The sequence below is a fragment of the Flavobacterium sp. CLA17 genome, from assembly GCF_013112255.2.
In the GTDB taxonomy this organism is placed as follows: Bacteria; Bacteroidota; Bacteroidia; order Flavobacteriales; family Flavobacteriaceae; genus Flavobacterium; species Flavobacterium circumlabens.
This window is the reverse complement of sequence record NZ_CP068294.1, coordinates 3,811,574-3,835,872: the sequence shown is the minus strand read 5'-3', so window position 1 is coordinate 3,835,872 and position 24,299 is coordinate 3,811,574. Positions and strand designations below refer to the sequence as shown.

The 24,299-nt window shown below is 36.8% G+C and carries 23 protein-coding genes; 6 read left to right on the top strand and 17 right to left on the bottom strand.

Annotation, left to right across the window (positions count from 1 at the left end):
• Positions 1–32: 32 nt before the first annotated feature.
• The 7 genes from HAV12_RS15685 to HAV12_RS15655 all read right to left on the bottom strand — a co-directional run bounded on the left by HAV12_RS15685 (position 33) and on the right by HAV12_RS15655 (position 5,595).
• Positions 33–308, bottom strand: a complete 276-nt coding sequence (locus HAV12_RS15685; RefSeq protein WP_095381901.1) for an ATP-dependent Clp protease adaptor ClpS — start codon at positions 306–308, stop codon at positions 33–35.
• A 144-nt stretch (positions 309–452) separates the two neighbouring features.
• Positions 453–1,286: a 50S ribosomal protein L11 methyltransferase gene (prmA, locus tag HAV12_RS15680; RefSeq protein WP_171570483.1), complete on the bottom strand. Its 834-nt coding sequence runs from the start codon at positions 1,284–1,286 to the stop codon at positions 453–455.
• Positions 1,287–1,488: 202 nt separating this feature from the next.
• The gene (tpiA, locus tag HAV12_RS15675; protein WP_132033532.1) at positions 1,489–2,241 is read right to left on the bottom strand and encodes a triose-phosphate isomerase; all 753 of its coding nucleotides are present in this window, start codon (positions 2,239–2,241) and stop codon (positions 1,489–1,491) included.
• Positions 2,242–2,294: 53 nt separating this feature from the next.
• Positions 2,295–2,798, bottom strand: a complete 504-nt coding sequence (locus HAV12_RS15670) for a TlpA disulfide reductase family protein (protein ID WP_171570482.1) — start codon at positions 2,796–2,798, stop codon at positions 2,295–2,297.
• A gap of 294 nt (positions 2,799–3,092) precedes the next feature.
• On the bottom strand, positions 3,093–3,758 hold the full coding sequence (locus HAV12_RS15665) for a YqiA/YcfP family alpha/beta fold hydrolase (RefSeq protein ID WP_171570481.1): 666 nt from the start codon (positions 3,756–3,758) through the stop codon (positions 3,093–3,095).
• A 94-nt stretch (positions 3,759–3,852) separates the two neighbouring features.
• Positions 3,853–4,974, bottom strand: coding sequence for a BT_3928 family protein (locus tag HAV12_RS15660; protein ID WP_171570480.1), 1,122 nt, complete (start codon positions 4,972–4,974; stop codon positions 3,853–3,855).
• A gap of 81 nt (positions 4,975–5,055) precedes the next feature.
• Entirely contained in the window at positions 5,056–5,595 is a 540-nt protein-coding gene (locus HAV12_RS15655) for a DUF1599 domain-containing protein (RefSeq protein WP_171570479.1), read from the bottom strand.
• Positions 5,596–5,745: 150 nt separating this feature from the next.
• On the opposite strand from HAV12_RS15655, the gene folP reads away from it, so the two are divergent.
• Positions 5,746–6,570, top strand: coding sequence for a dihydropteroate synthase (folP, locus tag HAV12_RS15650; RefSeq protein ID WP_171570478.1), 825 nt, complete (start codon positions 5,746–5,748; stop codon positions 6,568–6,570).
• A gap of 2 nt (positions 6,571–6,572) precedes the next feature.
• Entirely contained in the window at positions 6,573–7,220 is a 648-nt protein-coding gene (locus HAV12_RS15645; protein WP_171570477.1) for a hypothetical protein, read from the top strand.
• 33 nt (positions 7,221–7,253) lie between these two features.
• On the opposite strand, the gene rlmH is transcribed toward HAV12_RS15645, so the two are convergent.
• The 10 genes from rlmH to HAV12_RS15595 all read right to left on the bottom strand — a co-directional run bounded on the left by rlmH (position 7,254) and on the right by HAV12_RS15595 (position 20,857).
• Complete coding sequence (gene rlmH, locus HAV12_RS15640) at positions 7,254–7,727, bottom strand: 23S rRNA (pseudouridine(1915)-N(3))-methyltransferase RlmH (protein WP_171570476.1); 474 nt, start codon at positions 7,725–7,727, stop codon at positions 7,254–7,256.
• Between the two features lie 248 nt (positions 7,728–7,975).
• Complete coding sequence (locus HAV12_RS15635) at positions 7,976–9,394, bottom strand: adenosine deaminase (protein WP_171570475.1); 1,419 nt, start codon at positions 9,392–9,394, stop codon at positions 7,976–7,978.
• Between the two features lie 380 nt (positions 9,395–9,774).
• On the bottom strand, positions 9,775–10,059 hold the full coding sequence (locus HAV12_RS15630) for a GNAT family N-acetyltransferase (protein WP_171570474.1): 285 nt from the start codon (positions 10,057–10,059) through the stop codon (positions 9,775–9,777).
• Positions 10,060–10,065: 6 nt separating this feature from the next.
• Positions 10,066–10,461, bottom strand: coding sequence for an OsmC family protein (locus HAV12_RS15625; protein ID WP_171570473.1), 396 nt, complete (start codon positions 10,459–10,461; stop codon positions 10,066–10,068).
• 2 nt (positions 10,462–10,463) lie between these two features.
• A complete protein-coding gene (locus HAV12_RS15620) occupies positions 10,464–11,345 on the bottom strand; it encodes a pirin family protein (protein ID WP_171570472.1) in 882 nt (293 codons plus the stop codon).
• A 377-nt stretch (positions 11,346–11,722) separates the two neighbouring features.
• Positions 11,723–13,720, bottom strand: coding sequence for a heavy metal translocating P-type ATPase (locus tag HAV12_RS15615; protein WP_171570471.1), 1,998 nt, complete (start codon positions 13,718–13,720; stop codon positions 11,723–11,725).
• Positions 13,721–13,729: 9 nt separating this feature from the next.
• Positions 13,730–14,938, bottom strand: a complete 1,209-nt coding sequence (locus HAV12_RS15610) for an efflux RND transporter periplasmic adaptor subunit (RefSeq protein ID WP_171570470.1) — start codon at positions 14,936–14,938, stop codon at positions 13,730–13,732.
• Between the two features lie 12 nt (positions 14,939–14,950).
• Complete coding sequence (locus tag HAV12_RS15605; protein WP_171570469.1) at positions 14,951–19,267, bottom strand: CusA/CzcA family heavy metal efflux RND transporter; 4,317 nt, start codon at positions 19,265–19,267, stop codon at positions 14,951–14,953.
• A 93-nt stretch (positions 19,268–19,360) separates the two neighbouring features.
• A complete protein-coding gene (locus HAV12_RS15600; RefSeq protein WP_370528499.1) occupies positions 19,361–19,648 on the bottom strand; it encodes a DUF6660 family protein in 288 nt (95 codons plus the stop codon).
• A 114-nt stretch (positions 19,649–19,762) separates the two neighbouring features.
• On the bottom strand, positions 19,763–20,857 hold the full coding sequence (locus HAV12_RS15595; RefSeq protein WP_171570468.1) for a DNA alkylation repair protein: 1,095 nt from the start codon (positions 20,855–20,857) through the stop codon (positions 19,763–19,765).
• Positions 20,858–21,092: 235 nt separating this feature from the next.
• Here HAV12_RS15595 and nadC point away from each other — a divergent pair, with 235 nt between their 5' ends.
• The 4 genes from nadC (at position 21,093) to bla-B1-FLAV (ending at position 24,180) form a co-directional block, all read left to right on the top strand.
• The gene (gene nadC, locus HAV12_RS15590; protein WP_171570467.1) at positions 21,093–21,950 is read left to right on the top strand and encodes a carboxylating nicotinate-nucleotide diphosphorylase; all 858 of its coding nucleotides are present in this window, start codon (positions 21,093–21,095) and stop codon (positions 21,948–21,950) included.
• 97 nt (positions 21,951–22,047) lie between these two features.
• Complete coding sequence (locus HAV12_RS15585; RefSeq protein WP_171570466.1) at positions 22,048–22,968, top strand: YihY/virulence factor BrkB family protein; 921 nt, start codon at positions 22,048–22,050, stop codon at positions 22,966–22,968.
• Between the two features lie 4 nt (positions 22,969–22,972).
• Positions 22,973–23,404: a DUF2147 domain-containing protein gene (locus HAV12_RS15580; protein ID WP_132033569.1), complete on the top strand. Its 432-nt coding sequence runs from the start codon at positions 22,973–22,975 to the stop codon at positions 23,402–23,404.
• Between the two features lie 20 nt (positions 23,405–23,424).
• The gene (gene bla-B1-FLAV, locus HAV12_RS15575) at positions 23,425–24,180 is read left to right on the top strand and encodes a subclass B1 metallo-beta-lactamase (protein WP_171570465.1); all 756 of its coding nucleotides are present in this window, start codon (positions 23,425–23,427) and stop codon (positions 24,178–24,180) included.
• The last annotated feature ends 119 nt before the right edge of the window (positions 24,181–24,299 follow it).

Genomic DNA, 24,299 nt, shown 5'->3' with positions numbered 1-24,299 from the left:
TAAAATTGAATGTTTTTTAAAATATTCTCAATTTAAACAATTTCGGCGCTTAAACCAGCTTCCAGAAGTTGCGTGCATTGCGGTTTCAGCTTGTCCATCGGACCCGTCTTTACGGTGCATTTTCCGTTGTAATGTACAATTAAGGAACATTGTTCTGCTTGCTCGGGCGTGTGACTGCAAACGCGCATTAAAGTATCGATTACGTGATCAAAAGTGTTTACATCGTCGTTATAAACAATGATTTCGTTATTGAAACCTGTAGCTTCTTTTTCCCGAACTCTTTCTCTTACTTTTTCTTTAGTACTCATTTTTTTAAGTTTTTGTACTGTTGTAATTACTATTTTTTTTGCCACAGATTACACGAATTGTAAAGATTTTAAAACTCAGAATCTGTGAAAATCCGTTTGGCTCGTTTAATTCCGAGCCCTTTTAACCTGGAAATAATTAACAATCTAATTTACGTATTTTAATGAAACCCAGTTGTTCCTTTGAAACTTTTTAACATATGTCAAACCTTTTTCCGTGCAGGAAGCATCAATAAACGGAATGTCTTCTTCGTAGAAACCGCTTAATAATAAAGTCCCTTTTGGATTTAAACAATCTACATAAGCCTGCATATCGTTTAACAAAATGTTACGATTGATATTGGCTATAATCAGATCGTATTTTTTACCGGCCAACAACGCAGCATCGCCTTCATAAACGGTAATATGTTTACAGTTATTGCGTTCTGCATTTTCGATCGAATTCAAATAACACCAGTTGTCAATATCAATGGCATCGATAGGTTGTGCACCTTTCATTTCGGCCAAAATAGCCAAAATTGCAGTTCCGCAACCCATGTCTAAAGTTTTCAAACCTTCAACATCAGTTTCAAGCAAATGCTGAATCATCATATGCGTAGTTTCATGATGACCCGTTCCGAAACTCATTTTTGGTTCAATTACAATATCAAATTCGGCATCAGTTTTTGGATGAAAAGGCGCACGAACATGACATTTTCCGTCAACATCAATGGCTTCAAAATTCTTTTCCCATTCTTCGTTCCAGTTTACCTGATCGATTTCTTCAATGGTATATTCAATTTTAAATTCTTCTGATTCTAAGATATAAATGTCATCCAGAATAGTCGAATCCCATAAATCTTTCTTTACAAAAGCCGAAATTCCGTTTTCTGTTTCTGTAAAAGTCTCAAACGCTTTTTCGCCTAATTCCGCAATTAAAATTTCCGAACCCGGTTCTTTTGGTTCAATGGTAAAATGATATCCTAAATATATATTCGACATAACTATTTTTTTTGCAAAGGTAAGAATCCAAAGCAGAAGTTGTTTACAAATCCGGCAGAACCTTATTATTTTAAGTATAATTTATAAACATAAAAAAAGCGATACCTGAAGTATCGCTCTGTATTTAATGCCACAGATTAAAAGATTAATATGATTTTTAAAAAATCTGTCCAAATCTTTGTAATCTGTTGCAAAATAATTTTTAGATTGCTGTTACAATAGCTAAGAAGTCCTCTGCTTTTAAAGCAGCACCTCCGATTAAACCACCGTCAACATCCGGTTTAGAGAAAATCTCTTTAGCGTTGTCCGGTTTTACAGAACCACCGTATAAAATTGAAACTTCATCGGCAATATCAGCACCAAAAGCTTTACGAACCACTTCTCTGATGAATTCGTGCATTTCCTGTGCTTGTTCCGGAGAAGCAGTTTCTCCTGTTCCAATCGCCCAAACCGGTTCGTAAGCTAAAACAACTTTAGACCATGATTCTTTTGCGATATGAAATAATCCGTCACGTAGTTGGTTTTCAACAATATTGAAATGGTTTTCAGACTGACGGTCTTTTAATTCTTCTCCAAAACAAAAAATAACAGTCAAATCATGTTTCAGGGCAGTGTCTACTTTGTTCGCGATCAAAGCATCTGTTTCATGAAAAATAGCTCTGCGCTCAGAGTGACCAAGAATTACTGTATTTACTCCAATGCTGGTTAGCATTTCAGCAGAAATTTCTCCTGTAAAAGCACCACCTTCAGCCTGGTGAACGTTTTGAGCAGCAACACCTATTGTTGTGTTTTTTACTTTGGCAACAGCTGCCTGTAAATTTACAAATGTTGGTGCAACAATTACCTGAGCGGTAGTTTGTGCTGGTATTTTGGTAATTAATTCATTTAATAATTCTTCAGTTTGTGCGGCATTTTTATGCATTTTCCAGTTTCCTGCAACAATCTTTTTTCTCATTTTGGTAGTTTTTATTTATTCTTTTAATTTTTGTTTAGATGAAATAGCAATTTTTATTGCACTTGTTTTAATCCTTGTAAAGTGGCATTGATTTTATCAAAATCTGTTTCGATCGCTCTGTATAAAACAATTTTTCCGGTTTTGTCGACGATAATATATCTCGGAATCCAGTCTAAATCAATTGCTTTTCCGAAAACACCTTTCATACCGTCATTCATCATAAAATGATCTCCTTTTAGTTCGTGTTTTTCAATTCCGATTTTCCATTTATCAGCTGTTTTGTCAGCAGAAAGGAACAAATAAGAAACATCAGGATTATTGGCTTGCAGTTCTTTTACTTTTGGCATTGCTTTTACACAATCACCACACCAGGAAGCCCAGACTTCGATTACCAGGGTTTTTCCTTTGTATTTTTTTAATATGTTTTTAAAAGCAACCTGGCTTCCATCAGTCGCTGATAATTTTTCAGATAAGGCTTCTTTAGAAAAACTCGTTTTCTGAGCTTGTGAACATGAAAAGGTAACAAATGCAATAACGATTAGGGCTATTTGTTTCATAATAGGATTATAAAATTTTATTTCAATACTGAATTCACAAAGTTAAACAAAGAAATCGAATGCCAAATGGAGATTAACAAAATTTGAACACTCCCTTACTTTATCACAAAAGAGGAAATTTCGGTTAAAAAAATGCCCCTGAAATCGTAATAGTTCGTTGGGAAAATTCAATTTTTGAATAAATTTCAGGCTATGGATTTTTAAATCGGTGGAAAAAGGATGGTTTTTCCTTTTTTAAGGTTTAAAAAACTTTAGAAAAACGCTGCTGATTTGTTTTTTTTGAACGCTCAATAATCAATTCAGATCATAATTTCCGTTGGCCCATTTTTTACAGGGAACAATCCATTCGTCTGAAGCTTTGTACAAAAAGCCGTGTTTTAAATTGGTATTTAATTCAATTTCCCTGAAGTGATTGACCTTCAATTTGGAAGTTTCTTTTCGTCTAATGGCTGATACTCCAAAAACATCTGATTTTTCATAAATGGTCAGAATGTTTCCGCAGAAATTAATATCCGGAATTTCCTCAATATCAATATCACGAAAGCAGCCGATAAATACAAAATTAACTTCCGGATTCGCCAGATAAGTCGAAACATATTGTGCAATATAACCGCCCATTGAAGTTCCGATTACGGTTATTTTATTGGGCTTAACTCCTTTTTTCAATAGTTTGTGAATTTGTCTGACCACCTTTTCTGCGTACTCGGCCGCATTGGTGTTCTTTTTCCTTTTTTCGCTGTAAACAATAAAATTATCGGCCTTAAAAGAATTAAGGATTTCATTGTATTCCGCTCTGCCATATTCCGGATGGGCTTCGTTTAAATCATGTTCTTCGATGAATCTATTGTGCAGGAAAAAGATATACGCCTGATCGGTGTTTTTGGTTGGTGTCTGGCCAAAACTCATAAAGCACGAAAGCGTAATAAGCAAAAAAGTAAGAAGTTGAAATGGTTTTTTCATGGCGGTTTAATTGGTTTGGAATTTTTTTTTAAAAAAAAGCGCCAATACCTCTAAAATATAGAATATTGGCGCCAGTAATATTATCTGTTATTTATTAAAGACCATAAGCAATATCGGATAATTTTAAATCATCCACATCGTTGTAATGTACTTTCTGAACCACAGTTCCTTTATGTAAAACTACGATACTCGGATTGGCTCTTTCGATGGTTTTTAAAGCCGTTGCATCGCAGAAATAGAAATCCACATTTAAACCGTATTGTTTTTTGGCTTTAGCAATTTCATCAGGCCCCGAAGCCGTCATTGCAATTACTTTATAGCCTTTCGCTTTTGCTTCCTGATTTACTTTTTCCAGTTTTTTCATTCCTTCTGGATTTGATAAATTTAAATCGTAGGTCACAAAAATCACTAATTTCGGTTCTTTCAGTAATTCTTCTTTATAATCAGAATCGTCTTTTACCATTGTAAAATCATGAATTGGCGGCACATAACCTTCTGTGATTACTTTGTCTTTTCTGTCTACAAAAGTGGCACCCGCAGGAATATTGGCTAAATCTTTTTCGGTAAATTCTTTATCCACTCCGTTTACTTTGTAGATAAAAATCATTTCAACCACCGATTTGGGAGCACCGTCGGGAATTTTCATTCCTTCTTCAATATTATTACCCACTTTGAAAGGACGGAAATCTTTAATCGGATTGTGATTTAATACCCAAACGGCCATAAACACACACAAAATCACGCTTATTAAAGTAATGATATTGGTTACCAGTTTTGAAAATAAAGGTTTAACCAATTTTTTATTGAAGAATAAAATCAGAATAAAGAAAAGTAAAACAACATCTTTTGTAAACGATTGCCACGGTGTAAGATGTAAAGCGTCTCCAAAACAGCCACAATCCTTCACTACATCAAAATAAGCAGAGTAGAAGGTCAGGAAGGTGAAAAAGACGATCAATAGTAATAAAAACCAGATCGTTGCTTTTGCTTTGTAACCCACTAATAACATTACTCCTAAAACCACTTCCAGAATCACTAAGAATATCGCTAATCCTAAAGCCAAAGGCTCTAAAAAAGGCATATTGAAAACCGGTTCACTAAAATATTCTGCCAGTTTATAAGAGAAACCAACCGGATCATTGAGTTTAATTAATCCTGAAATGATAAATAATACGCCGACAAATAGTCTTGAGAATTGGGTAATAATGTTTTTCATAAGTATAGTTTAATTTAAAATTCCATTTCCTTTTACATTCTTAAAACAAGATTGGAATTTGGAATTTCATTTTGGAAATTTTTATTTCATAGGGTTTAAAATCAACGCAAAAACCGAGTAATTGATCATGTCCTGATAATTGGCATCAATCCCTTCAGAAACTAAAGTTTTACCTTTATTGTCTTCAATTTGTTTGACACGAAGCAGTTTTTGCAGGATCAGGTCCGTAAGCGAACTCACGCGCATTTCACGCCAGGCCTCACCATAATCATGGTTTTTGGCTTCCATTAATTCCTTGGTCAGTTTAATTTTAGCGTCGTACAGTTCGGTTGCTTTTTCTAAATCCAGATCCGGCTGGTCCACCACACCTAATTCTAACTGTATTAAAGCCATAATCGAATAATTGATGATTCCGATAAATTCTCCTTTTTCATCCTCATCGACTTTACGGATTTCATTTTCCTGTAAACTTCTGATGCGTTGTGCTTTTATAAAAATCTGATCCGTAAGGGAAGGCAGTCTTAAAATACGCCATGCACTGCCGTAATCTTTCATTTTATTGATAAATAAGGTACGGCAAACCGTGACTACATTATCATATTCTAAGGAAGTATTCTTCATTTATTGCTGTATATTTGCTTAAATTTCTTCAAAAATAAGGATAAAATTAAAGAGTTTCAAGTTTAAGGTTTTCTTTGTTTCAAGTTTTTAAAATAGAACTTGCAATATCGGACAACTTGAAACCTGAAACAAATAAAAATTTCAAACAAAATGTTAATTAACTGCAAAGGCCAACTGATTGATTTATCGACTCCTAAAGTAATTGGAGTTATGAATGTCACGCCGGATTCTTTTTTTGATGGCGGAAAATATAAAAATGAATATGAGATTGTCACGCGTGCGGGAAAAATTTTAACCGAAGGTGCAACATTTTTAGATATTGGAGCTTATTCCAGCAGGCCTGGTGCCGATTTTGTGTCGGAACAGGAAGAAATTGATCGCATTGTTCCTGCTATTGAAATAATTCTAAAACACTTTCCTGAGGCACTGCTTTCGGTCGATACGTTCAGGGCAGAAGTGGCAAAAGCAAGTATAGAAAGCGGCGCTGCGCTTATAAACGATATTACGGCCGGTGAATTAGACGATAAAATGTTTGACGTAATCGCCCATTATAATGTGCCTTACATCATGATGCACATGCGTGGAAATCCGCAGACTATGCAAACCATGACGCAATACGAAGATATTGTAAAAGAGATGCTGTTTTATTTTTCGGGAAAAGTAAAAAAAGCCAGAAGTCTTGGAATCAATGATTTAATTCTGGATCCGGGTTTCGGATTCGCCAAAACTACGGAGCAGAATTACGAGGTGCTGCAAAAGATGGAGCTTTTTAATGTGTTAGATTTGCCCGTTTTGGCAGGAATATCCAGAAAGTCAATGATTTATAAAACACTGAATATTATAGCTCAGGAAGCTTTAAACGGGACCACTGTGATCAATACGATTGCCTTGACAAAAGGTGCTAAAATCCTTCGTGTTCATGATGTGAAGGAAGCAATGGAATGTGTGACTTTGTTTAATAAAATGACTTTGTAAATATGAAATACTTATTTCTGCTCTTTATTGCTCTTCTTTTCTCCTGTGGAAAAAAAGAAGACGTTTTATTACCAAAATCAAATGTTAGTATCGTTAAAAATGTAGAAGATCTTTCGCCGATTTATATCTTTTTTAAAACCAAAGGCAAAGATACCATTGCTGAATTAAACCGGAAAAACAGTATCATTTCAACCAATTGGATTTTCAATATAGACAAACGTCTGCCTTTAAAACTGGTGATTCCGGAAGTAATGAAACTTCAGGAAAAAAAGCGTGCTGAGAAAGCGCATAAAAACGAAAAAGCCGAAAACTATTATTCCTACGCTGATTCTGTCGGAAAGAATTTAGCCTTTCTGCCGTTCACGAAAGTGTATTATAAAATGGAAATTGCCAATAACAGAAGTCAGTTGTATTTTAAAAAGAACGGTTTGATACAATATAGCGGTAGAAAAATATATGATTTTCCTAAAAATAATTTAAAGCCATTGTTAGATAGTTTAGTAATTAATCCAAAAGCTGAAATTAAATTTTCTTATGATAAAAACATGACTTATGGAGATTACATTCAATGTAAAATCTTAGTGAAAACTATAATTGATAAAAAGATTCCACTTGTTTTTATAAATGAAGAAGAAGAATTCGTTTTTTAAACCTGAAACAAAGAAAACCTGAAACAAAAACTTTTATTGATGGTGATAAGGTTCATTCCTTAAAATCGTAAATCCGCGGTACAGCTGCTCGATAAAAAACAAACGTACCATCTGATGTGAAAACGTCATTAGTGAAAGCGAAATTTTCCCCTGTGCTTTGCTGTAAACCGTATCTGAAAATCCGTAAGGACCGCCGATTACAAAAACAAGCGTTTTGATTCCGGAGTTCATTTTCTTTTGCAATTCTTCCGAGAAACCAACGCTGGATAAGTTTTTCCCGTTTTCATCCAGCAAAATCAACTGATCTGTTGGTGTTAATTTGGATAAAATCAGTTCGCCTTCTTTTTCCTTTTGCTGGCTCTCCGACAAATTCTTTACGTTTTTGATATCCAGAATAATCTCCAGATCAAATTTGATATAAAAAGACAAACGTTTGGTATAATCGTCAATCAGGGTTTGAAGCGATTTATTGTCGGTTTTGCCAATGGCGATAAGTTTGATGTTCATCTTTTTTTTTATTTTTTTGCCACGGATTAAAAGATTTTCATAGATTAAAAATCCTTTAAATCCCTTAATCTGTGGTAAAATACGCTATTTTTTATTCTAAAAAACGGTTTTCGAATCGACTTACTAATTCGGGTTTTATAAAAGAAATACGACTTCCAGAATCATATTACAAATTATTTCTATCTGCCTGATCTGCTAAATCTGCGGGAGCTATTTTTTTCTCGCAGATTTAGCAGATTTTATTTTTATTAGTTTTTAGAAAATTTCTCTTCGAAGGTTTTGAATCTTGCGTCCAGATCTTTCAGTAATTGTTTTTTTACCGATGCATCCTGAATAAAGCTATAGTTTATACTGTTGTAAACATATTGTTTGATTGTTGCATAGGTCACATCAGGATATCTTTTTGCCAGTAAAACATATTGTTCGGTCATGTTGGTTCTTAAAATTCCGGCATCGTCTGTGCTGATGACTATTGGTACATTGAATTCTTTATAAAGTGAAAAGGGATGTCTGTTTTCTTTAACTTTTAAGATGAATTCGTTGCTCGTCAGGTTGATTTCAATCGGAATCGTATTTTTTGCCATGTAACGCAACAAATCATATGAATTTGCTTCGTAGGCAATATCAACGCCGTGCCCGATTCTGTTGGCTCCGGCAACATAAATGGCGTCGTTAATATGCCAGGTTAAATCTTCCGGCTGTACCAATCCTAAAGTTAATTCTCCTGCGTGCAGCGTATATTTCACATCAGAAAATTTCGAATGGCAATATTTAAACATCACCATATGCAACCAGTAATCTTTCATTGAATTCTCGCCATGTTCGGGTGACACGATATTGACACCGGCTACCAATTTACTTTCGTTAGTCGAAATAAAAGCAATCACCAGATTTTTAAACAAATCTACCGGTTCCATAAAGCGAAGCACAAAGTTTTGATAACGCATGGTGAAACGGTCATCGTCAATTTTCAGGTCTTTGTGCAGTTTTGCTATAAAGTTGGTATTGAAGTCTTCGGCATATTTTTTAGCGTCTTTTTGCTGTAGTGATTGGTACAATTCATCTAAATATTTCAGAACTGCCTTTTCGTTTTTTTGCATTGCTGCCTGACGAAGTTTAGCATTAAATTCCCCTAAATCGGAAACATTCATATCACATGGGATTGTGGATAATTGTGTTTCGATATAACTTACATTTTCAGCAATGGCACGTTTTTTAAGTTCAAGCATTCCTTCAGCAAAATGACCTTCGATTGTTGGGGAAAACTTATTGAATGAATCAAAAAACAAATCATCGGAAGGAACAGATACACCATTGTAATCTTTAGCAGACCAGGTTTGCATTACCTGCTGTTTGTAGAATTCGAGTTTTCCGTTGTTTTTAAGAGTAGAAAAAGTTTCCCAGTTTCCTTTAGCAGGTTTTGATCTGGAAACTTCCATCGTTTCTAAATTCAGATAAAAATCTGCTGCAATGGCTCTCTCCAGAAGAGGTTCCGCATAAATTGATCCTGAAAAATGATGGTGTAAATCGCCTCCTTTGGGCATTTGTTGAAAAAAAGCAGTAGAGAGTGCTTCATTGTTTCTGATTTTTTCTAAATAGCGTTCAGCTGATTGAGAAAAGCCGATTTGCGCTATAAAAAAACAGAAAAGTGTAATTATCCTCGTCATAGTCTAGGTTTAAATTACATGCAAATGTAATGGATTTTGAGGACATTTGAAAATGCGGCTTGAAATTGGCAAGAGCTTAACCGCAAAGAGAGAATTTTTTCGCATTTTTTGTCATTTCGACGAAGGAGAAATCGCACTAGTAACTCCACAATCAAAATCTGCCAATCTTTGTAGAGCTGCTAGTGCGATTTCTCCTTCGTCGAAATGACACGCTGGCGTAAAACAAAAGAATTAATTCGTTCTTAATATTGAAAATTGGCAGTTGTTTGGAAAGAAAAAAAAAGACGCACAACGTGCGTCTAAAATAAAACCTTAGAACCTCAGCAACTAAGAACCTCAGCAGCTAAAAAAAAACTTTGAACCTTTGCAACTCTGCAACTTTAAGAAAAAAGCACATCCCGAATTTCTTCCGTCTTATCAAAAACGCTTTTCGCAAAAGGGCAAAGCGGAATGATTTTTAGATTATTATTTCTGGCATAGTCTACGGTAGCCATAAGCAGTTTTTTGCCAACCCCTTTTCCGCTGAATTCTTCGTCGACTTCCGTATGATCGATGATGAATTTAGAATCCCCGGCCCAGGTATAGGTCATTTTTCCGGCTTCTTTTCCGTCTTCAAGTGCTTCAAAATGGCCTCTTTTTATATCGTTTATTTGTTGAATTTCCATGATTATTTATACTAATGAAGTTTCTATTTTAATTGTATTTACAAGTGTTTTATGAACCGGACAACTGTTTGCAATTTTCAAAATCCGCTGTTTTTGTGCATCGTCTACATTTCCGGTAATTAAGATTTTCGTCGAAAACAAAGAAACGGTATGTTCTTCATTTTTATCAAAATCAACCCAGATGGTAAGTTCTGAAACATCCCAGCCTTTGCGGTCAATGTACATTCGCAATGTAATTAAAGTGCAGGAAGCCAGGGATGAAGCGAGAAGTTCAAACGGACTAAAACCTAAATTTTTTCCGCCTATTTCCTGCGGTTCATCCGAAATAAGTGTATTGCCGGTTTTAGAGGTTATTTCGGTACGATATTTTCGGGTATCGATTGTTGCTTTAATAGTATCCATATTTATTTAATTCTTGGTTCAGGTAAAGGTACAAATTCGGTTTCACCCGGAACTTTCGGAAAAGTTTGTTCGGTCCAGTCTTTTTTTGCTTTTTCTATTAATTCTTTATCCGAAGAAACAAAATTCCAAAAGATAAAATGTTCTTCCGGGAAAGGCGTTCCTCCAAAAATATAAACGGTTGAATTGGCCGTAATTTCAAACTCACACAAAGTACTGTCGTTGGTAATCAGGATTTGCTTCGGATCGTAAACATGTTCGCCGCTTTTGATACTTCCTTCCAGAATATACAATCCGCTTTCGCCAAATAAATCTTTTCCGATGTTTATTTTTTGGGTGGTTTCGCTTTTAATTTCAATAAAATACAACGGACTATACACCGGAACGGGTGATTTTTTTCCAAAAGCTTCTCCGGCAATTAATTTATAAGAAACCCCGTTTTCTTCCCAATGCGGAATATCCTCTGCTTCCACATGTGCAAAATTCGGATCCATTTGCTCTAATTCTTTTGGTAGCGCTACCCAGATCTGTAATCCGTGAAGCATTTTATCAGAATGTCTTAAATATTCCGGCGTTCTTTCGGAATGTACGATTCCTTTTCCTGCGGTCATCCAGTTTACGGCTCCCGGTTTTATTTCTAATTCCGTTCCCAGACTGTCACGGTGCATGATGCTTCCTTCAAACAAAAAAGTTAAAGTGGAAAGTCCGATGTGCGGATGGGGCGGGACATCCATATTCTGGTACTGGTTTAAATGCGCCGGTCCCATATGATCAATAAATACAAAGGGCCCGACAGCTCTTTTTTCACGGAAGGGCAATAATCTCCCCACCATAAAATTGCCGATATTGGCGGCACGTTCTTCAATAATTAAGCTGATGTTTGACATGGTATGGTTTATTTGAGTTGAAAACAAAATTACAGTTGTAGTGGAAAGCTATAACTTAATTTAGATTAAGATTTCTTTATTCTTTTTGCCACAGATTTCGCAGATTATACGGATTAAAGTTTGCCACGAATTTCGCGAATTTTCACGAATTTTTATTTGACTTTACCTGAGAAATCTGTGTGAATCTTTTAATCTTTGGCTAATAGTCCGGTGTTTTATTAGCTGCTGATTATTATTATATTAGCCACAGATTTCGCGGATTATACGGATTAGAAAAGGTTGCCACGAATTTCACGAATTTTCACGAATTTTTATTTGACTTTATCTGAGAAATCTGTGAGAATCTTTTAATCTGTGGCTAAATTTTCGGTTTTGTATTAAAATTTCATTCGTTGTATCCTTACGGCATTTAATATGGCGAGTAAAGCCACTCCGACATCTGCAAAAACAGCTTCCCACATTGTTGCCAGGCCGCCGGCACCAAGAACGAGTACAACTGCTTTTACGACAAACGCGAGGCCAATATTCTGCCATACAATTTGTTTGGTTTTTTTACCAATATTGATCGCGGTATATATTTTTGTTGGCTGATCGTTCTGAATGACAATATCTGCCGTTTCTATAGTAGCGTCGCTTCCTAAACCACCCATCGCGATTCCGGCATGTGCGAGTGCGACAACAGGGGCGTCATTCACACCATCGCCCACAAAGGCAATTTTCAGGTTTTTGTTTTTTAGTTCAGTCACTTTGGCAACTTTATCTTCCGGCAGCAAATCGCCGTAAGCTTCATCAATATTTAATGCTTTGGCAACGGAATTTACAACAGCGGTTTTGTCTCCGGAAAGCATGACTGTTTTTACCTGTATGCGATGTAAACTTTGAATGGCATCCTTTGCATCTTCTTTGATTTCATCGGCTATGAGAAAATAACCGGCGTATTTCTGATTGATGGCAACAACGACTATTGTAAAAGGCGTATTGTCAATTTCGGAATCATAAGCAATGTTGAATTTCTTCAGTAATTTGGTATTTCCGGCCAGAATTTCGTTCCCGTCAATGGTACCTTTCAGGCCATGACCGGCAATTTCTTCAACAGCCGTAACAAGGCTGTTTTTCTCCGTTCCATTCGAATAGGCGATAATAGCGGTCCCGACAGGATGCGTTGATTTGGTTTCGAGTGCCGCCGTATATTGTATTAAATCTGCTTCGGAAACCCCAACAGCAACAACTTTCTGAACTTTAAAAACACCTTTGGTCAATGTTCCGGTTTTGTCCATTACAACGACCTGAATGGCCGCCATAATATCAAGAAAACTCGAACCTTTGAACAGGATTCCGTTTTTACTTGCAGCCCCGATTCCACCGAAATAACCCAGTGGAATAGAAATCACTAATGCACAAGGGCAGGAGATTACCAAAAACACCAGGGCGCGATACAGCCAGTCCCTGAAAATATAATGCTCCACAAAAAAGTAGGGAAGCAAACAAATCGCTATTGCGGAGTACACCACAATTGGTGTGTATATTTTTGCAAATTTACGGATGAATAATTCGGTTGGCGCTTTTTTGGCGGTAGCATCCTGAACCATTTCGAGAATTTTAGACAATTTACTGTCTTTGTATAAAGCAGTAACTTTAATTTCGGTTACGGAATTCAGATTGATCATTCCGGCCAGAACACTTTCGCCTTTGTTTTTAGTATCCGGTTTACTTTCTCCTGTTAAGGCTGCAGTATTAAAGGAAGCCGTTTCGGAAAGCAGTTCGCCGTCGAGACCTAATTTTTCTCCGGGTTTTAATTGAATGACAGCTCCAACCTGGGCATCTGCAGCCTTAATAATTTTGGTCTGGTTATTTTCAAGAATGGTCACTTCATCCGGACGCTGGTCCAATAACGTTTTGATGTTGGCTTTGGCACGTGTTACTGCCAGGGTCTGGAACGTTTCGCCAATGGCATAAAAAAGCATTACGGCCACTCCTTCGGGATATTCACCAATAGCAAAAGCTCCGACCGTGGCAATGCTCATCAGTAAAAATTCCGAAAAGAAAGATCCTTCTCTGGCACTTTCCAGCGCTTCTTTCAATACAGGAAAACCAACGGGTAAATAGGCAACTATATACCAGATTATCCGTACCCATCCTGTAAACCAGGTTTGCGGCATATAATTATCTAAAACAATTGCAATAATCAACAGTAGAAAACTGATTATTGCAGGGAGAAAAAGCTGAAAAGTAGTCTGATCTCCTATGGAATGGTCATGCCCGTCGTGATCATCATGTCCGTGATCGTGAGTTGAGCAACAACTGGCAGCTTTGTTTTTTTTGACTGCTGCATTTTGTTTGGTTTCGCAGCAGTCTGTATCGTCGCTATGTATCATAAATTTAAATTAATGGGTGTGCTCTCCACCGCCTTTTTGGGCAGATAAAAGGTAAAAAGCACCTTGTGTAACAATTTTGCTATTATCAGGGATTGAAGTTACAAATTTTATTTCGGTAAATCCCATATCTGTGGTGCCGGGAATCACCTCAATGGCTTTAAAATGTATTTCTTCGTTTTCCGCTGCAGATTTGGGTTTTGTTTCTTTTTCGGCCTGTTCGTCTTCTTTAATAAAAATAAAATATTTATCACCGTTTTTTACAATGGCAGCTTTTGGAAGCGCCTTTACGGTTGCATTATTGAGATTTATATTGGCAGAAACGTACATTCCGGAGATTAATCCTTTGGCATCATCGGGATTTATTTTGGCGTGAACGGCAACGGTTTTGCTTTCATTGGAAAAAGATTTATTGATACCGAATATTTTTCCTTTTATGGATTTATTGGATTGGTTGGTCAGTATAAAATCGACTTCCTGACCGATTGAAATCGAACCCAGATCTTTTTCATATACATTTAAATCCAGGTGCATCTGACTGTTATCGGTGACTTCAAATAATGGAATTCCGGTTTCTGCAAATGCTCCTTTGGCAATATTAATCTTTCCGATGTAGCCATTTATGGGTGATACAATCGGAATTAAGGCACTGTTGCTGCCAGGGCTGATATGAAGGGCCTGTAATTTGCTTTTTGCCGCTTGTGCTTTGGCCCTTTCTACCGCTAATTTTGCTTTTACTTCCTGAAATGTTTTTCGTGGATTTACATTTTCATCAGACAATGTTTTCTGACGGTTGTATTCCAATTGTAAATACTCAATATTAGCCGTGGCCGATTTATAATCTTCCAGCATTTCTACGACTTCCAGATTTTGAATGGTAGCCAGTACTTTGCCTTTGTTGACATAAGTGCCTTCCAGTACTAAAATGTCTTTGACGGTGCCGCCAAGCAGTGTCGCAATTTTGGCTGAATTTTGAGGCGGAACCGTCGTATAACCATTGGCTTTAATGATGGTATTGAGGTTTCGGTTTTCTACATTTCCAAACTGAATACCGACTGTTTTAAACTGTACAGCGGTTAAGGCTACTTCATTTTCTGATTCTTCTTCTTCGTGAATTTCTTCCGCTTTTTTTTCATTACAGGAAGTTAAAAACAAGAGGAAAAGGGCAACAGGGAAGAGCAGGAGGATGAAACGGTTGCTTGTATTTTTTATATTTTTCATGGATAATGAAGATTAGTTAGTAGAAATGGAAGGAAATTGTAATCGAATGGCGCTTTGATTGTACGTATGCATTGTTTCGGCATATTGTTTTTTTATGTCAATGGCCTGATTTAAAAAACTGATATACGTCCAATAGCTCATATCTCCATTGGCGTAGCTTTTCTGGGCTGTTGTAATAATTTGCTCCGCATATTGTAAACCTTCTTTTTGATAATAAGACAATCCTTTTTGTTGTTTTTCAAATTCATTTTGCAATTCCTGCATTTGTAACTCCAGCGAGAATTTGTCTTTCTCTAATTCCAATTCTGATTGTGTAATGTTTATGGCTGCAGCTTTCGCCTTTGCCGTATTCACGCCGCCAAATAACGGAATCTGCAAACCTGCCGTAAATCCCTGAAACAAGGATTTGGTATCAATGGTTTGTGCAAAGTAACCCAAGCCTACTTTAGGAGTTCGTTGTGCTTTATACACATTGGCTTCTTTCTGATAAACCGAAATTTGCTGCTGATGATAGTCTGCCACTAAGTTTTCTACCTTCGATTTATTGGAATCCGTTAGTATCGTAAATTGCAAAGAATTGGCAGCATCGGGAACTATGTTTTCCCTGGTTTGAACAAAATATTGCAGCTGTTTTTGATAAATAGTGAGATCATATTCTAATTGCTCTTTTTGGGTTTCAATTTCCTTCACTTTTGCCTTTGCACTAATGACTTCAATATTTCCACTTTCGCCAGTCTTAAAACGAAGCTCTGCATTTTTTAAAAACAAAGCGTAAACATCCAGTAATTCGGTGTTTAGTTTTTGAATAGAAAGTCCGTGGAGATATTGATAATAGGCTAATGTAACCGCCTTTTCAATTTCATATTCAGACATGGCTTTTCTTTTTTCGGCCAGTTTGACCAGTTCTTCCTGTAATTGCCGATTGGCTCTGGTGATTTTTCCAACGGGGAAATATTGCTGTACAGAAACATTACTGTCATAATCAACACTATTAAACTGTCCGCCCTGATATTGTACCTGCAAAGGATCTGCCTGAAAAGCGGTCTTTTTAAGTATCGTTTGTTTCTCTATTTCCTTATCGGCAATTTTTAAATTGAGATTATTGAATTTCGCCATTTCGATAGCTTTTTCTAATGTAACGGACTGCTTATTTTGGGCGAATGAGAAACTGCTTATAACTAATAGCATAAGTGTTACTATAGGTTTTATCATTTTTGATTTGATTTTAATTCTTTTTTCGGACAATAAGTAGAGTATAGGCAAAACAATCAGTGTCAGGAGGGTTGCTGAAAATAAGCCGCCAATGACAACAGTAGCCAATGGTTTCTGAACTTCGGCACCACCGCTTGTGGATAAAGCCATCGGCAGGAAACCCAAAGAGGCTACAGCCGCAGTCATCAAAACAGGGCGTAATCTTGTTTTTGTTCCAATTAAAACGCGTTGTAAGGCATTGTCAATTCCTTCCGATTTTAACTGATTGAAATACGAAATCAAAACAATTCCGTTAAGAACTGCGATTCCGAACAGCGCAATAAAACCAATTCCGGCCGAGATACTAAAAGGCATGCCGCGCAGCCACAAAGCAAATACACCTCCAATAGCTGAAAGTGGAATTGCGGTAAAAATTAATGCTGCCTGTTTGATGCTTTTGAAAGTGAAATAAAGCAGCACCAAAATTAAGCTCAGGGCAATAGGCAAAGCAATAGAAAGCCGTTTGTTGGCTTCGATAAGATTTTCAAACTGACCTCCGTATGTAACATAATAGCCTGCGGGAAGCTCGAATTTTTTGTCCAGTTTTTGCTGAATTTCCTCCACAACACTTTTTACATCACGTCCGCGAACATTTAATCCGATGGTGATCCGGCGTTTGCCATCTTCACGGCTTACCTGCACGGGACCCTGCTCATAGTCAATAGTTGCCACCTGCGAAAGAGGTACCTGCTGCCCATTGGGTAGCGGAATAAACAAATTACTGACATCATTAATATCATTTCGGTTTTCCTTATTCATGCGGACGACAATATCAAATCGTTTGTTTTCTTCATAGATTTTGCCCGCCGCTTCTCCCGCAAATGAGGAGCGTATGATTTTATTTAAATCTTCTATGTTTAAACCATACAGTGCAATTTTATCGTAATCGTACTTTATGGTAATCTGAGGCAATCCGGTTACTTTGTCGGCTTTTAAATCGCCAACGCCTTCAATTGTATTGATTTTCTGAATCAGTTCATTGGCCTTTCTTTCGAGAACGTCCAGATTATCGCCAAATATTTTAATCGCAATATCACTTCGGCTGCCTGTCATTAATTCGTTAAAACGCATCTGGATGGGCTGCGAAACTTCAATATTGGCACCCGGGATTTTTTCCATTTCGGCTTTCATCAGATGCGCCAGATCTTCCCAGTTATCAGCGCTCGTCCATTCTTTTTTGTCTTTGAGGACAATAATCAAATCGCCGCTTTCTATTGGCATCGGATCGGTTGGAATTTCCCCGCTTCCGATCTTAGTAACAATGGTTTGAATTTCCGGAAATTTGGCCTTCAGCATTTTTTCATACTGGGTTGTTGTTTTGATCATTTGAGATAAAGAACTCCCGGTCATGATGGTGGCATTGATAGACAAATCCCCTTCTTCAATGGTTGGAATAAATTCGCCTCCCATATTTTGAAAAATAACAATAGCGAAAACAAACAAAGACAAAGCAATTCCTAAAACTATCTTTTTAAAGCGTAATGATTTTTCTAAAAACGGAGTGTATATTTTTTCCAGCCAAGCCATCATTCGATCACTCAAATTGGTTTTATGTTCCGGATTTTTAGATAAAAATAAAGCACTCATCATCGGGATGTAGGTGAGCGAAAGAATAAAAGCACCAATTACCGCAAAGCCAACCGTCATAGCCATAGGTTTAAACATCTTTCCTTCGGTTCCAACCAGAGCCAAAATAGGGAGGTAGACGATTAAGATAATGATTTCTCCAAAGGCAGCACTATTCCGTATCTTGGATGCTGAAGCATATACTTCTTCATCCATTTCAGGCTGTGTTAATCTGGTTTTCCTTTTTAGCCTTTGCATATGATGCATCGTAGCTTCCACGATAATTACCGCACCATCCACAATGATTCCGAAATCAATGGCACCCAGGCTCATTAAGTTTCCGCTTACGCCAAAGGCATTCATTAAAATCACCGCAAAAAGCATGGCCAGCGGAATGACAGAGGCGACAATTAACCCAGCGCGAAGATTTCCGAGAAATAAAATCAGGACAAAAATTACGATTAAAGCCCCTTCAAGCAGGTTTTTGGTAACCGTTCCAATGGCATTATCAACCAGTTTGCTTCTGTCAATAAAGGCTTCGGCCACAACACCTTCGGGTAACATTTTGTTGATCTGAATCATTTTTTCTTTCACACGTTCAACAACGGCTTTCGAATTTTCTCCTTTGAGCATTAGCGTTAAGCCGCCCACGATTTCCCCTTTTCCATCTTTGGTGGTTGCCCCGAAACGAATGGCGTTTCCGGGCTGAACGGTGGCGACATCACGAATTAAAATAGGGGTGTCGTTTCGGTTTTTAACCACAATATTGCCAATATCCTTAATTCCGGAAGCCATACCGACACCACGGATGAAATAAGCAAATTCATCTTTTTCGATATAAGCCCCGCCGGTGTTCTGGTTGTTTTTTTCGAGAGCATCAAAGATTTCTGTGATGGTTACTCCGGAACTGTTTAAGCGGTTGGGATCGACGGCAATTTCGTATTGTTTGACACTTCCTCCCCAGGTACTTACTTCAGCAACACCTTTCACACCCTGTAACTGAGGCACAATGATCCAGTCCTGAATGGTTCTTAAACTGGTGGCATTGTATTTGTTTTCATAGCCTTTTTTGGCATACACATCGTATTGGTAGATTTCACCTAAACCGGTTGTAATTGGAGCTAATTCCGGTGTCCCGGCATATTTTGGAATGTTTTCCTCTGCTTGTTTTAACCGCTGAAAAACTTGTTCACGGGCCCAGTACGTATCTGCATTTTCTTCAAAAACAACAGTTACGACCGATAAGCCAAAACGGGAAATACTTCGGAGTTCTATGACTTTTGGAATTGTTTTTACGGCCTGTTCCAGCGGATATGTTATTAACTGTTCTACTTCCTGACTCGCCAGTGTTGGAGCAGTCGTTATAATTTGTACCTGATTGTTGGTAATATCAGGAAGAGCGTCTAACGGTAAATTTTTAAGCGAATAACTTCCCCAGGCGATAAGAATCAGGGTAAGTAAAAGTATAATGAATTTATTCTTTATACTGAATTGTATAATTTTATCGAGCATTTTTTGAATATAATGAATGAGAAATCAGACGGAATACGCCTGTTTTTTTGTGGTAAGTCCACAACATCCTGACCCGAAATTATCGGGGCATCATTATACGATCTGAGGCGGTTGCCAGATACTTCCGTAGAAATTGGAAGTAAGAATGGAATGGTAAGACGATAATGGTTTTTTAATGAGAGGAATACTTTCATCAAAAGACCACGTAATCACCGGAGTTGTATTGAGTACTTGCGCAGCACAACAGCTGCAGGTACAAAAAGGAGGACAAAGATCTGATTCCTTTTCGTGAGAGGTACTGTCAGTTTGCGATACCGTTTCGTTGGTATGCACAATGCCCTCACTTTGTAGGGAATCTGCGCACGGCAAAGACGATAGCACGATTAAATAAACTGATAATATGATGTTAATCCATTTCACGGAGGTAAAGATAAGGATAAATGTTTTAGGGCAAAATTATAATCCTGTTATTTAATAGATCAGATTTTTGTAAAGTTAAATCAGTTCAAAACGCAAAGTTTCGCTTTCTGTTCCATTTATAATAATCGATAATTCATGAATTCCGGTATGAAAAACACGGGTAGTAATGATCCGGAACGACTGATTCCTTTCAACTTTTACCAATTGGTGCGGCTGATAGGTTTTCTCGCTTATCTTGAAGACTTTTTTCGCCAGATGCCCTTTTGCTTTTTTGTAATAAACAGCATACTCCAAACGAACTGTTTTAGGTTCCTTGTTGAGGTTTTTTAAATGAAATTGAAACTGTAAAGCGTCCCCGGTTTTTACAATGGGCGTTTTGATTTCAAAAGCAGAAAGTTCAATATTCGAACTTTCTAAGCCATAATGACTCAGAATTTCAGGATGTCCCTGTTTAAGTAAAGTTCTGCAGCCATGTTTGATAATTCCGTCTGTTTCTTTACTCAAACCTTTCCATTTTTGGGCAATTTCCAGAACGGTCTGAGGATTGTCTTTGGCAATATCATTCAGGTTATTGGCAACGCTTCGGCGCACATATTCTGATGGATCATTTTTAAGATTTTCCAGGATGGGCAGAATATAGTCGGGATCTTTTTTTAAGTACGGAATTGCCATTGCCCACGGTAATCTCGGACGGCTTCCTTCACTGGCCAGTCTTCGTACGTGATGGTTTTGGTGCAGCGACCATTTTATCATTTCTTCGATCATTTTTTCTTTATATTTTAAAATGAAAGGACGGACGGCAAATTCACAGCTGATAAACTGCGTAATGGAAACAAAGGCTTTTACCGAAGTTTTGAAATCGTCCAGACCGTACATTTCTATATAATCAGCAAAGAAAATAAACGCCAGATTTCCCTCCGTAAATTTATTTTTTAGATTTTCAATGATTTTATCGATTAAAGAAACGGCTTCCGGAAAGTTTTCAGGCATGAATTGATGGAAAACTACTGTGGTATGTTTCATGCGGTCTTTCCATTCTTTTTGGGCAAAATCACCTTCATAAATAGTAGCGATGAATTTTTGTTTATTAAATGCAGGATGTACTTCGGCTACAGCCTGACCCAATTTTTCGTAAAAAGTAACCGAATAAATATCTTTAATTAATCCCATGATTTTGTTTGAATGAACTTCAAAGATATTTAATGTTCTTAATTCACAGTCAACAAAAAAGAAAAAATTTAAACGATTTGGAAATAGGAAAATGAAGCTTTATCGGACAGAAAACGAAATCTCTTATCGGTTAAAAAAAAGAAGTATTTGATGTGTTAAAAAAACTTTTCATTTGAGTTCAATTTTCAAATCCACAAAATATGTCCTACTTTAGCATCTCATAAAATTTTAAAAAATGATTAGCGAATTACAATTTCAAACTGAATTACAACTATTGATCAGCAATGCCATCAGGGAAGATGTTGGTACGGGCGATTACAGTTCGTTGGCTTGTATTCCGGAATCAGCGCACGGTCAGGCTAAATTATTGGTAAAAGATCAGGGAATTATTGCAGGTGTTACGCTTGCAAAAATGGTTTTTGAATATGTAGATCCTGCTTTAAAAATTAAAACATTTATAGAAGACGGTACACACGTAGAATATGGTGAGGTTGTTTTTGAAGTTTCTGGCAGCTCCCAATCTATTCTGAAAGCAGAAAGAGTCGTTCTGAATACAATGCAGCGTATGTCTGCCATTGCAACTAAAACAAACCAATATGTTCAGCTTTTAGAAGGAACCGGTGCCAAAATACTGGATACACGTAAAACGACTCCAAATTTCAGGGCTGCTGAAAAATGGGCGGTGAAAATAGGCGGAGGTGAAAATCATCGTTTTGCACTTTATGATATGGTGATGCTAAAAGACAATCATATTGATTTTGCAGGCGGAATTACACTTGCCATAAAGAAAACTAAGGAATATTTGAAATCCAATAATTTAGATTTGAAAATTATTGTGGAAGCCAGGAATTTAGATGAAATACGTGAAATTTTGCTCAGCGATGGTGTTCACAGAATCCTGATTGACAATTTCAATTACGAAGATACCAAAACTGCCGTACAATTAATCGGTACTAAATGTCAGACGGAATCTTCCGGAAATATCAACGAAAAAACCATCCGTGAATATGCGTTATGTGGGGTGAATTATATTTCATCCGGCGCTTTGACACACTCCGTTTACAACATGGATTTAAGTTTGAAGGCGTTTTAAAAAGAGTTATGAGTTTTGAGTTATAAGTTATGAATTGAAATTTAAAATTAAAGTCTAATAATCTACAGTCTAAAATCCAAAATCTAAAATAATAATTATGTCTAAAGAGATAGAAGACCGGATCGAAAAAATTCCGGTATTGCGCTCTGTAATTGGGATTTTCAAGAAAATAAAGTTGCCCTGGTTAGAAGGGTTTTCATTATACGATTTGCTGGAATTGTACACTTTAGGAATTCTGGAAGGTGCTTTTTCCTATCACGCCAGCGCGGTTTCATTCAGTTTTTTTATGGCGTTGTTCCCTTTTGCGTTATTTATTTTAAACTTAATTCCTTTTATTCCGATTGAAGGATTTCAGGCAGATTTCCTGCAGTTTGTACAACAGGGTGTTCCTCCAAATACCTACGATGCGATCAGTAAAATTATAAGCGATATTTTAAATAATAGTCACTCCGGTTTATTATCTTCCGGATTTTTGCTTTCTATTTTCTTGATGGCAAACGGTATTAACGGAATTTTGAGTGGCTTTGAATCGTCCAAACATGTGTTTGATAAAAGAGGTTTTTTCAGTCAGTATTTAGCAGCACTGGCCATTTCGCTTCTTATGACCATTATCCTGTTTGTAACAGTGGCAACAATTGTCGTTTTCGAGGTCTTTATTCAGAAAACAATCATTCAGGATGTGCTGAGTGACCGCATTCCGCTGATCATATTAGGGCGTTATGCCTTCGTTATATTAATGATTCTTATAACATCCTCAATATTATTACGTTATGGTACAAAACAGTATAATAAAGTGCCTTTTATCAGCATAGGTTCTGTTTTTACGACGATCCTAATTGTTATATCTTCGTTCTTTTTTGGGATTTGGGTTATAAAATTCTCAAAATATAACGAACTTTATGGTTCAATTGGGACATTATTAATTCTAATGTTTTATATTTGGATAAACTGTATGATTCTGCTTTTGGGGTTTGAACTGAATGCCACTGTCAGAAAATTAAAACAAAAAAATAAATAATATTATGAAAAATTGGATGTTAACAATTGGAGTGTTTTTTCTAACATTAGGCACTATTCAGAGTCAGAGTGTCATTGGAAAATGGAAAACAATTGACGACGAAACGGGTGAAGCGAAATCAATTGTAGAGGTTTACGAGAAATCAGGAAAAGTATATGGAAAGGTAGTAGAAATACTTCGTGCCGACCATAAAAAAGATATCTGTTCAAAATGCAGCGGAGCTGAAAAGAACAAACCAATTTTGGGGATGATTATTATTAACGGTCTTAAAAAAGACGGTGATGAATATAACGGAGGAAGTATTCTGGATCCTACAAATGGTAAAAAATACAAATGTTATATCACATTAGATTCTGCTGATAAACTAAAACTTCGCGGTTATGTTGGCGTGGCCATAATGGGCAGAACGCAATATTGGACAAGAGTAAAAAATTAATTTCTTTTTGATTCTTCAACATGCGAAAAGTAGTATCCATACTCGTATTCTTATTAGCATTGTCAAACAGTTTTGGACAATCTAAAAATACAGCATTACCCATAAGTCATCTAACCGGTGACTTTTATGTTTATAAAACATTTCACGATTATAAAGGAACCCTGATTTCTGCCAACGCCATGTATCTGGTTACAGATAAGGGCGTTGTGCTGTTTGATGCTCCCTGGGACGAAACGCAATTTCAACCCTTGTTAGACAGCATAAAAGCGAAACATCATAAAGATGTTATTATGTGTTTTGCAACGCATTCCCATGATGACAGAGCAGGAGGGATAGCATTCTACAGACAAAAAGGAATTAAAACCTATACCGGAAAACTCACGGATGAAATTTTAAAGAAAGAAAATAAGCCCAGAGCCGAATTTGTAATTCCGGACGACAGCATATTTACCGTAGGGCAATATAAGTTTGAAGTATATTACCCCGGAAAAGGACATGCGCCAGATAATATTGTGGCGTGGTTTGCTAAAGAAAAAGTACTTTATGGTGCTTGTTTTATAAAGAGTACCGAAGCAAAGGATCTTGGCTATCTGGGAGATTCTGATGTGAAGGAATGGGAAAAGTCAATTAAGAAAGTGCAGGCCAAATTTAAAAATCCAATATATATTATTCCGGGGCATGAAGGCTGGGAAAATACAGCATCGCTGAATCATACTTTAAAAATGGTGAAGGAATATAATATTTTAAAAGCTTCGGATAAAGGAGAGAAAAAGTAATTGGGGAATTCCTGTTATTGGAATTTCGGTAAATATTTTGGGTACTTACTGACGGAGTATTAACTTTGTCAGGAATCCGGTTCATTTTGTGTATTATTTATCGAAAGCGGTTCTTACAG

Coding starts and splice junctions, on each gene's coding strand:
- HAV12_RS15685 (WP_095381901.1), bottom strand. CDS start 308: ATGAGTACTAAAGAAAAAGTAAGAGAAAGAGTTCGGGAAAAAGAAGCT.
- prmA (WP_171570483.1), bottom strand. CDS start 1,286: ATGTCGAATATATATTTAGGATATCATTTTACCATTGAACCAAAAGAA.
- tpiA (WP_132033532.1), bottom strand. CDS start 2,241: ATGAGAAAAAAGATTGTTGCAGGAAACTGGAAAATGCATAAAAATGCC.
- HAV12_RS15670 (WP_171570482.1), bottom strand. CDS start 2,798: ATGAAACAAATAGCCCTAATCGTTATTGCATTTGTTACCTTTTCATGT.
- HAV12_RS15665 (WP_171570481.1), bottom strand. CDS start 3,758: ATGAAAAAACCATTTCAACTTCTTACTTTTTTGCTTATTACGCTTTCG.
- HAV12_RS15660 (WP_171570480.1), bottom strand. CDS start 4,974: ATGAAAAACATTATTACCCAATTCTCAAGACTATTTGTCGGCGTATTA.
- HAV12_RS15655 (WP_171570479.1), bottom strand. CDS start 5,595: ATGAAGAATACTTCCTTAGAATATGATAATGTAGTCACGGTTTGCCGT.
- folP (WP_171570478.1), top strand. CDS start 5,746: ATGTTAATTAACTGCAAAGGCCAACTGATTGATTTATCGACTCCTAAA.
- HAV12_RS15645 (WP_171570477.1), top strand. CDS start 6,573: ATGAAATACTTATTTCTGCTCTTTATTGCTCTTCTTTTCTCCTGTGGA.
- rlmH (WP_171570476.1), bottom strand. CDS start 7,727: ATGAACATCAAACTTATCGCCATTGGCAAAACCGACAATAAATCGCTT.
- HAV12_RS15635 (WP_171570475.1), bottom strand. CDS start 9,394: ATGACGAGGATAATTACACTTTTCTGTTTTTTTATAGCGCAAATCGGC.
- HAV12_RS15630 (WP_171570474.1), bottom strand. CDS start 10,059: ATGGAAATTCAACAAATAAACGATATAAAAAGAGGCCATTTTGAAGCA.
- HAV12_RS15625 (WP_171570473.1), bottom strand. CDS start 10,461: ATGGATACTATTAAAGCAACAATCGATACCCGAAAATATCGTACCGAA.
- HAV12_RS15620 (WP_171570472.1), bottom strand. CDS start 11,345: ATGTCAAACATCAGCTTAATTATTGAAGAACGTGCCGCCAATATCGGC.
- HAV12_RS15615 (WP_171570471.1), bottom strand. CDS start 13,720: ATGATACATAGCGACGATACAGACTGCTGCGAAACCAAACAAAATGCA.
- HAV12_RS15610 (WP_171570470.1), bottom strand. CDS start 14,938: ATGAAAAATATAAAAAATACAAGCAACCGTTTCATCCTCCTGCTCTTC.
- HAV12_RS15605 (WP_171570469.1), bottom strand. CDS start 19,267: ATGCTCGATAAAATTATACAATTCAGTATAAAGAATAAATTCATTATA.
- HAV12_RS15595 (WP_171570468.1), bottom strand. CDS start 20,857: ATGGGATTAATTAAAGATATTTATTCGGTTACTTTTTACGAAAAATTG.
- nadC (WP_171570467.1), top strand. CDS start 21,093: ATGATTAGCGAATTACAATTTCAAACTGAATTACAACTATTGATCAGC.
- HAV12_RS15585 (WP_171570466.1), top strand. CDS start 22,048: ATGTCTAAAGAGATAGAAGACCGGATCGAAAAAATTCCGGTATTGCGC.
- HAV12_RS15580 (WP_132033569.1), top strand. CDS start 22,973: ATGAAAAATTGGATGTTAACAATTGGAGTGTTTTTTCTAACATTAGGC.
- bla-B1-FLAV (WP_171570465.1), top strand. CDS start 23,425: ATGCGAAAAGTAGTATCCATACTCGTATTCTTATTAGCATTGTCAAAC.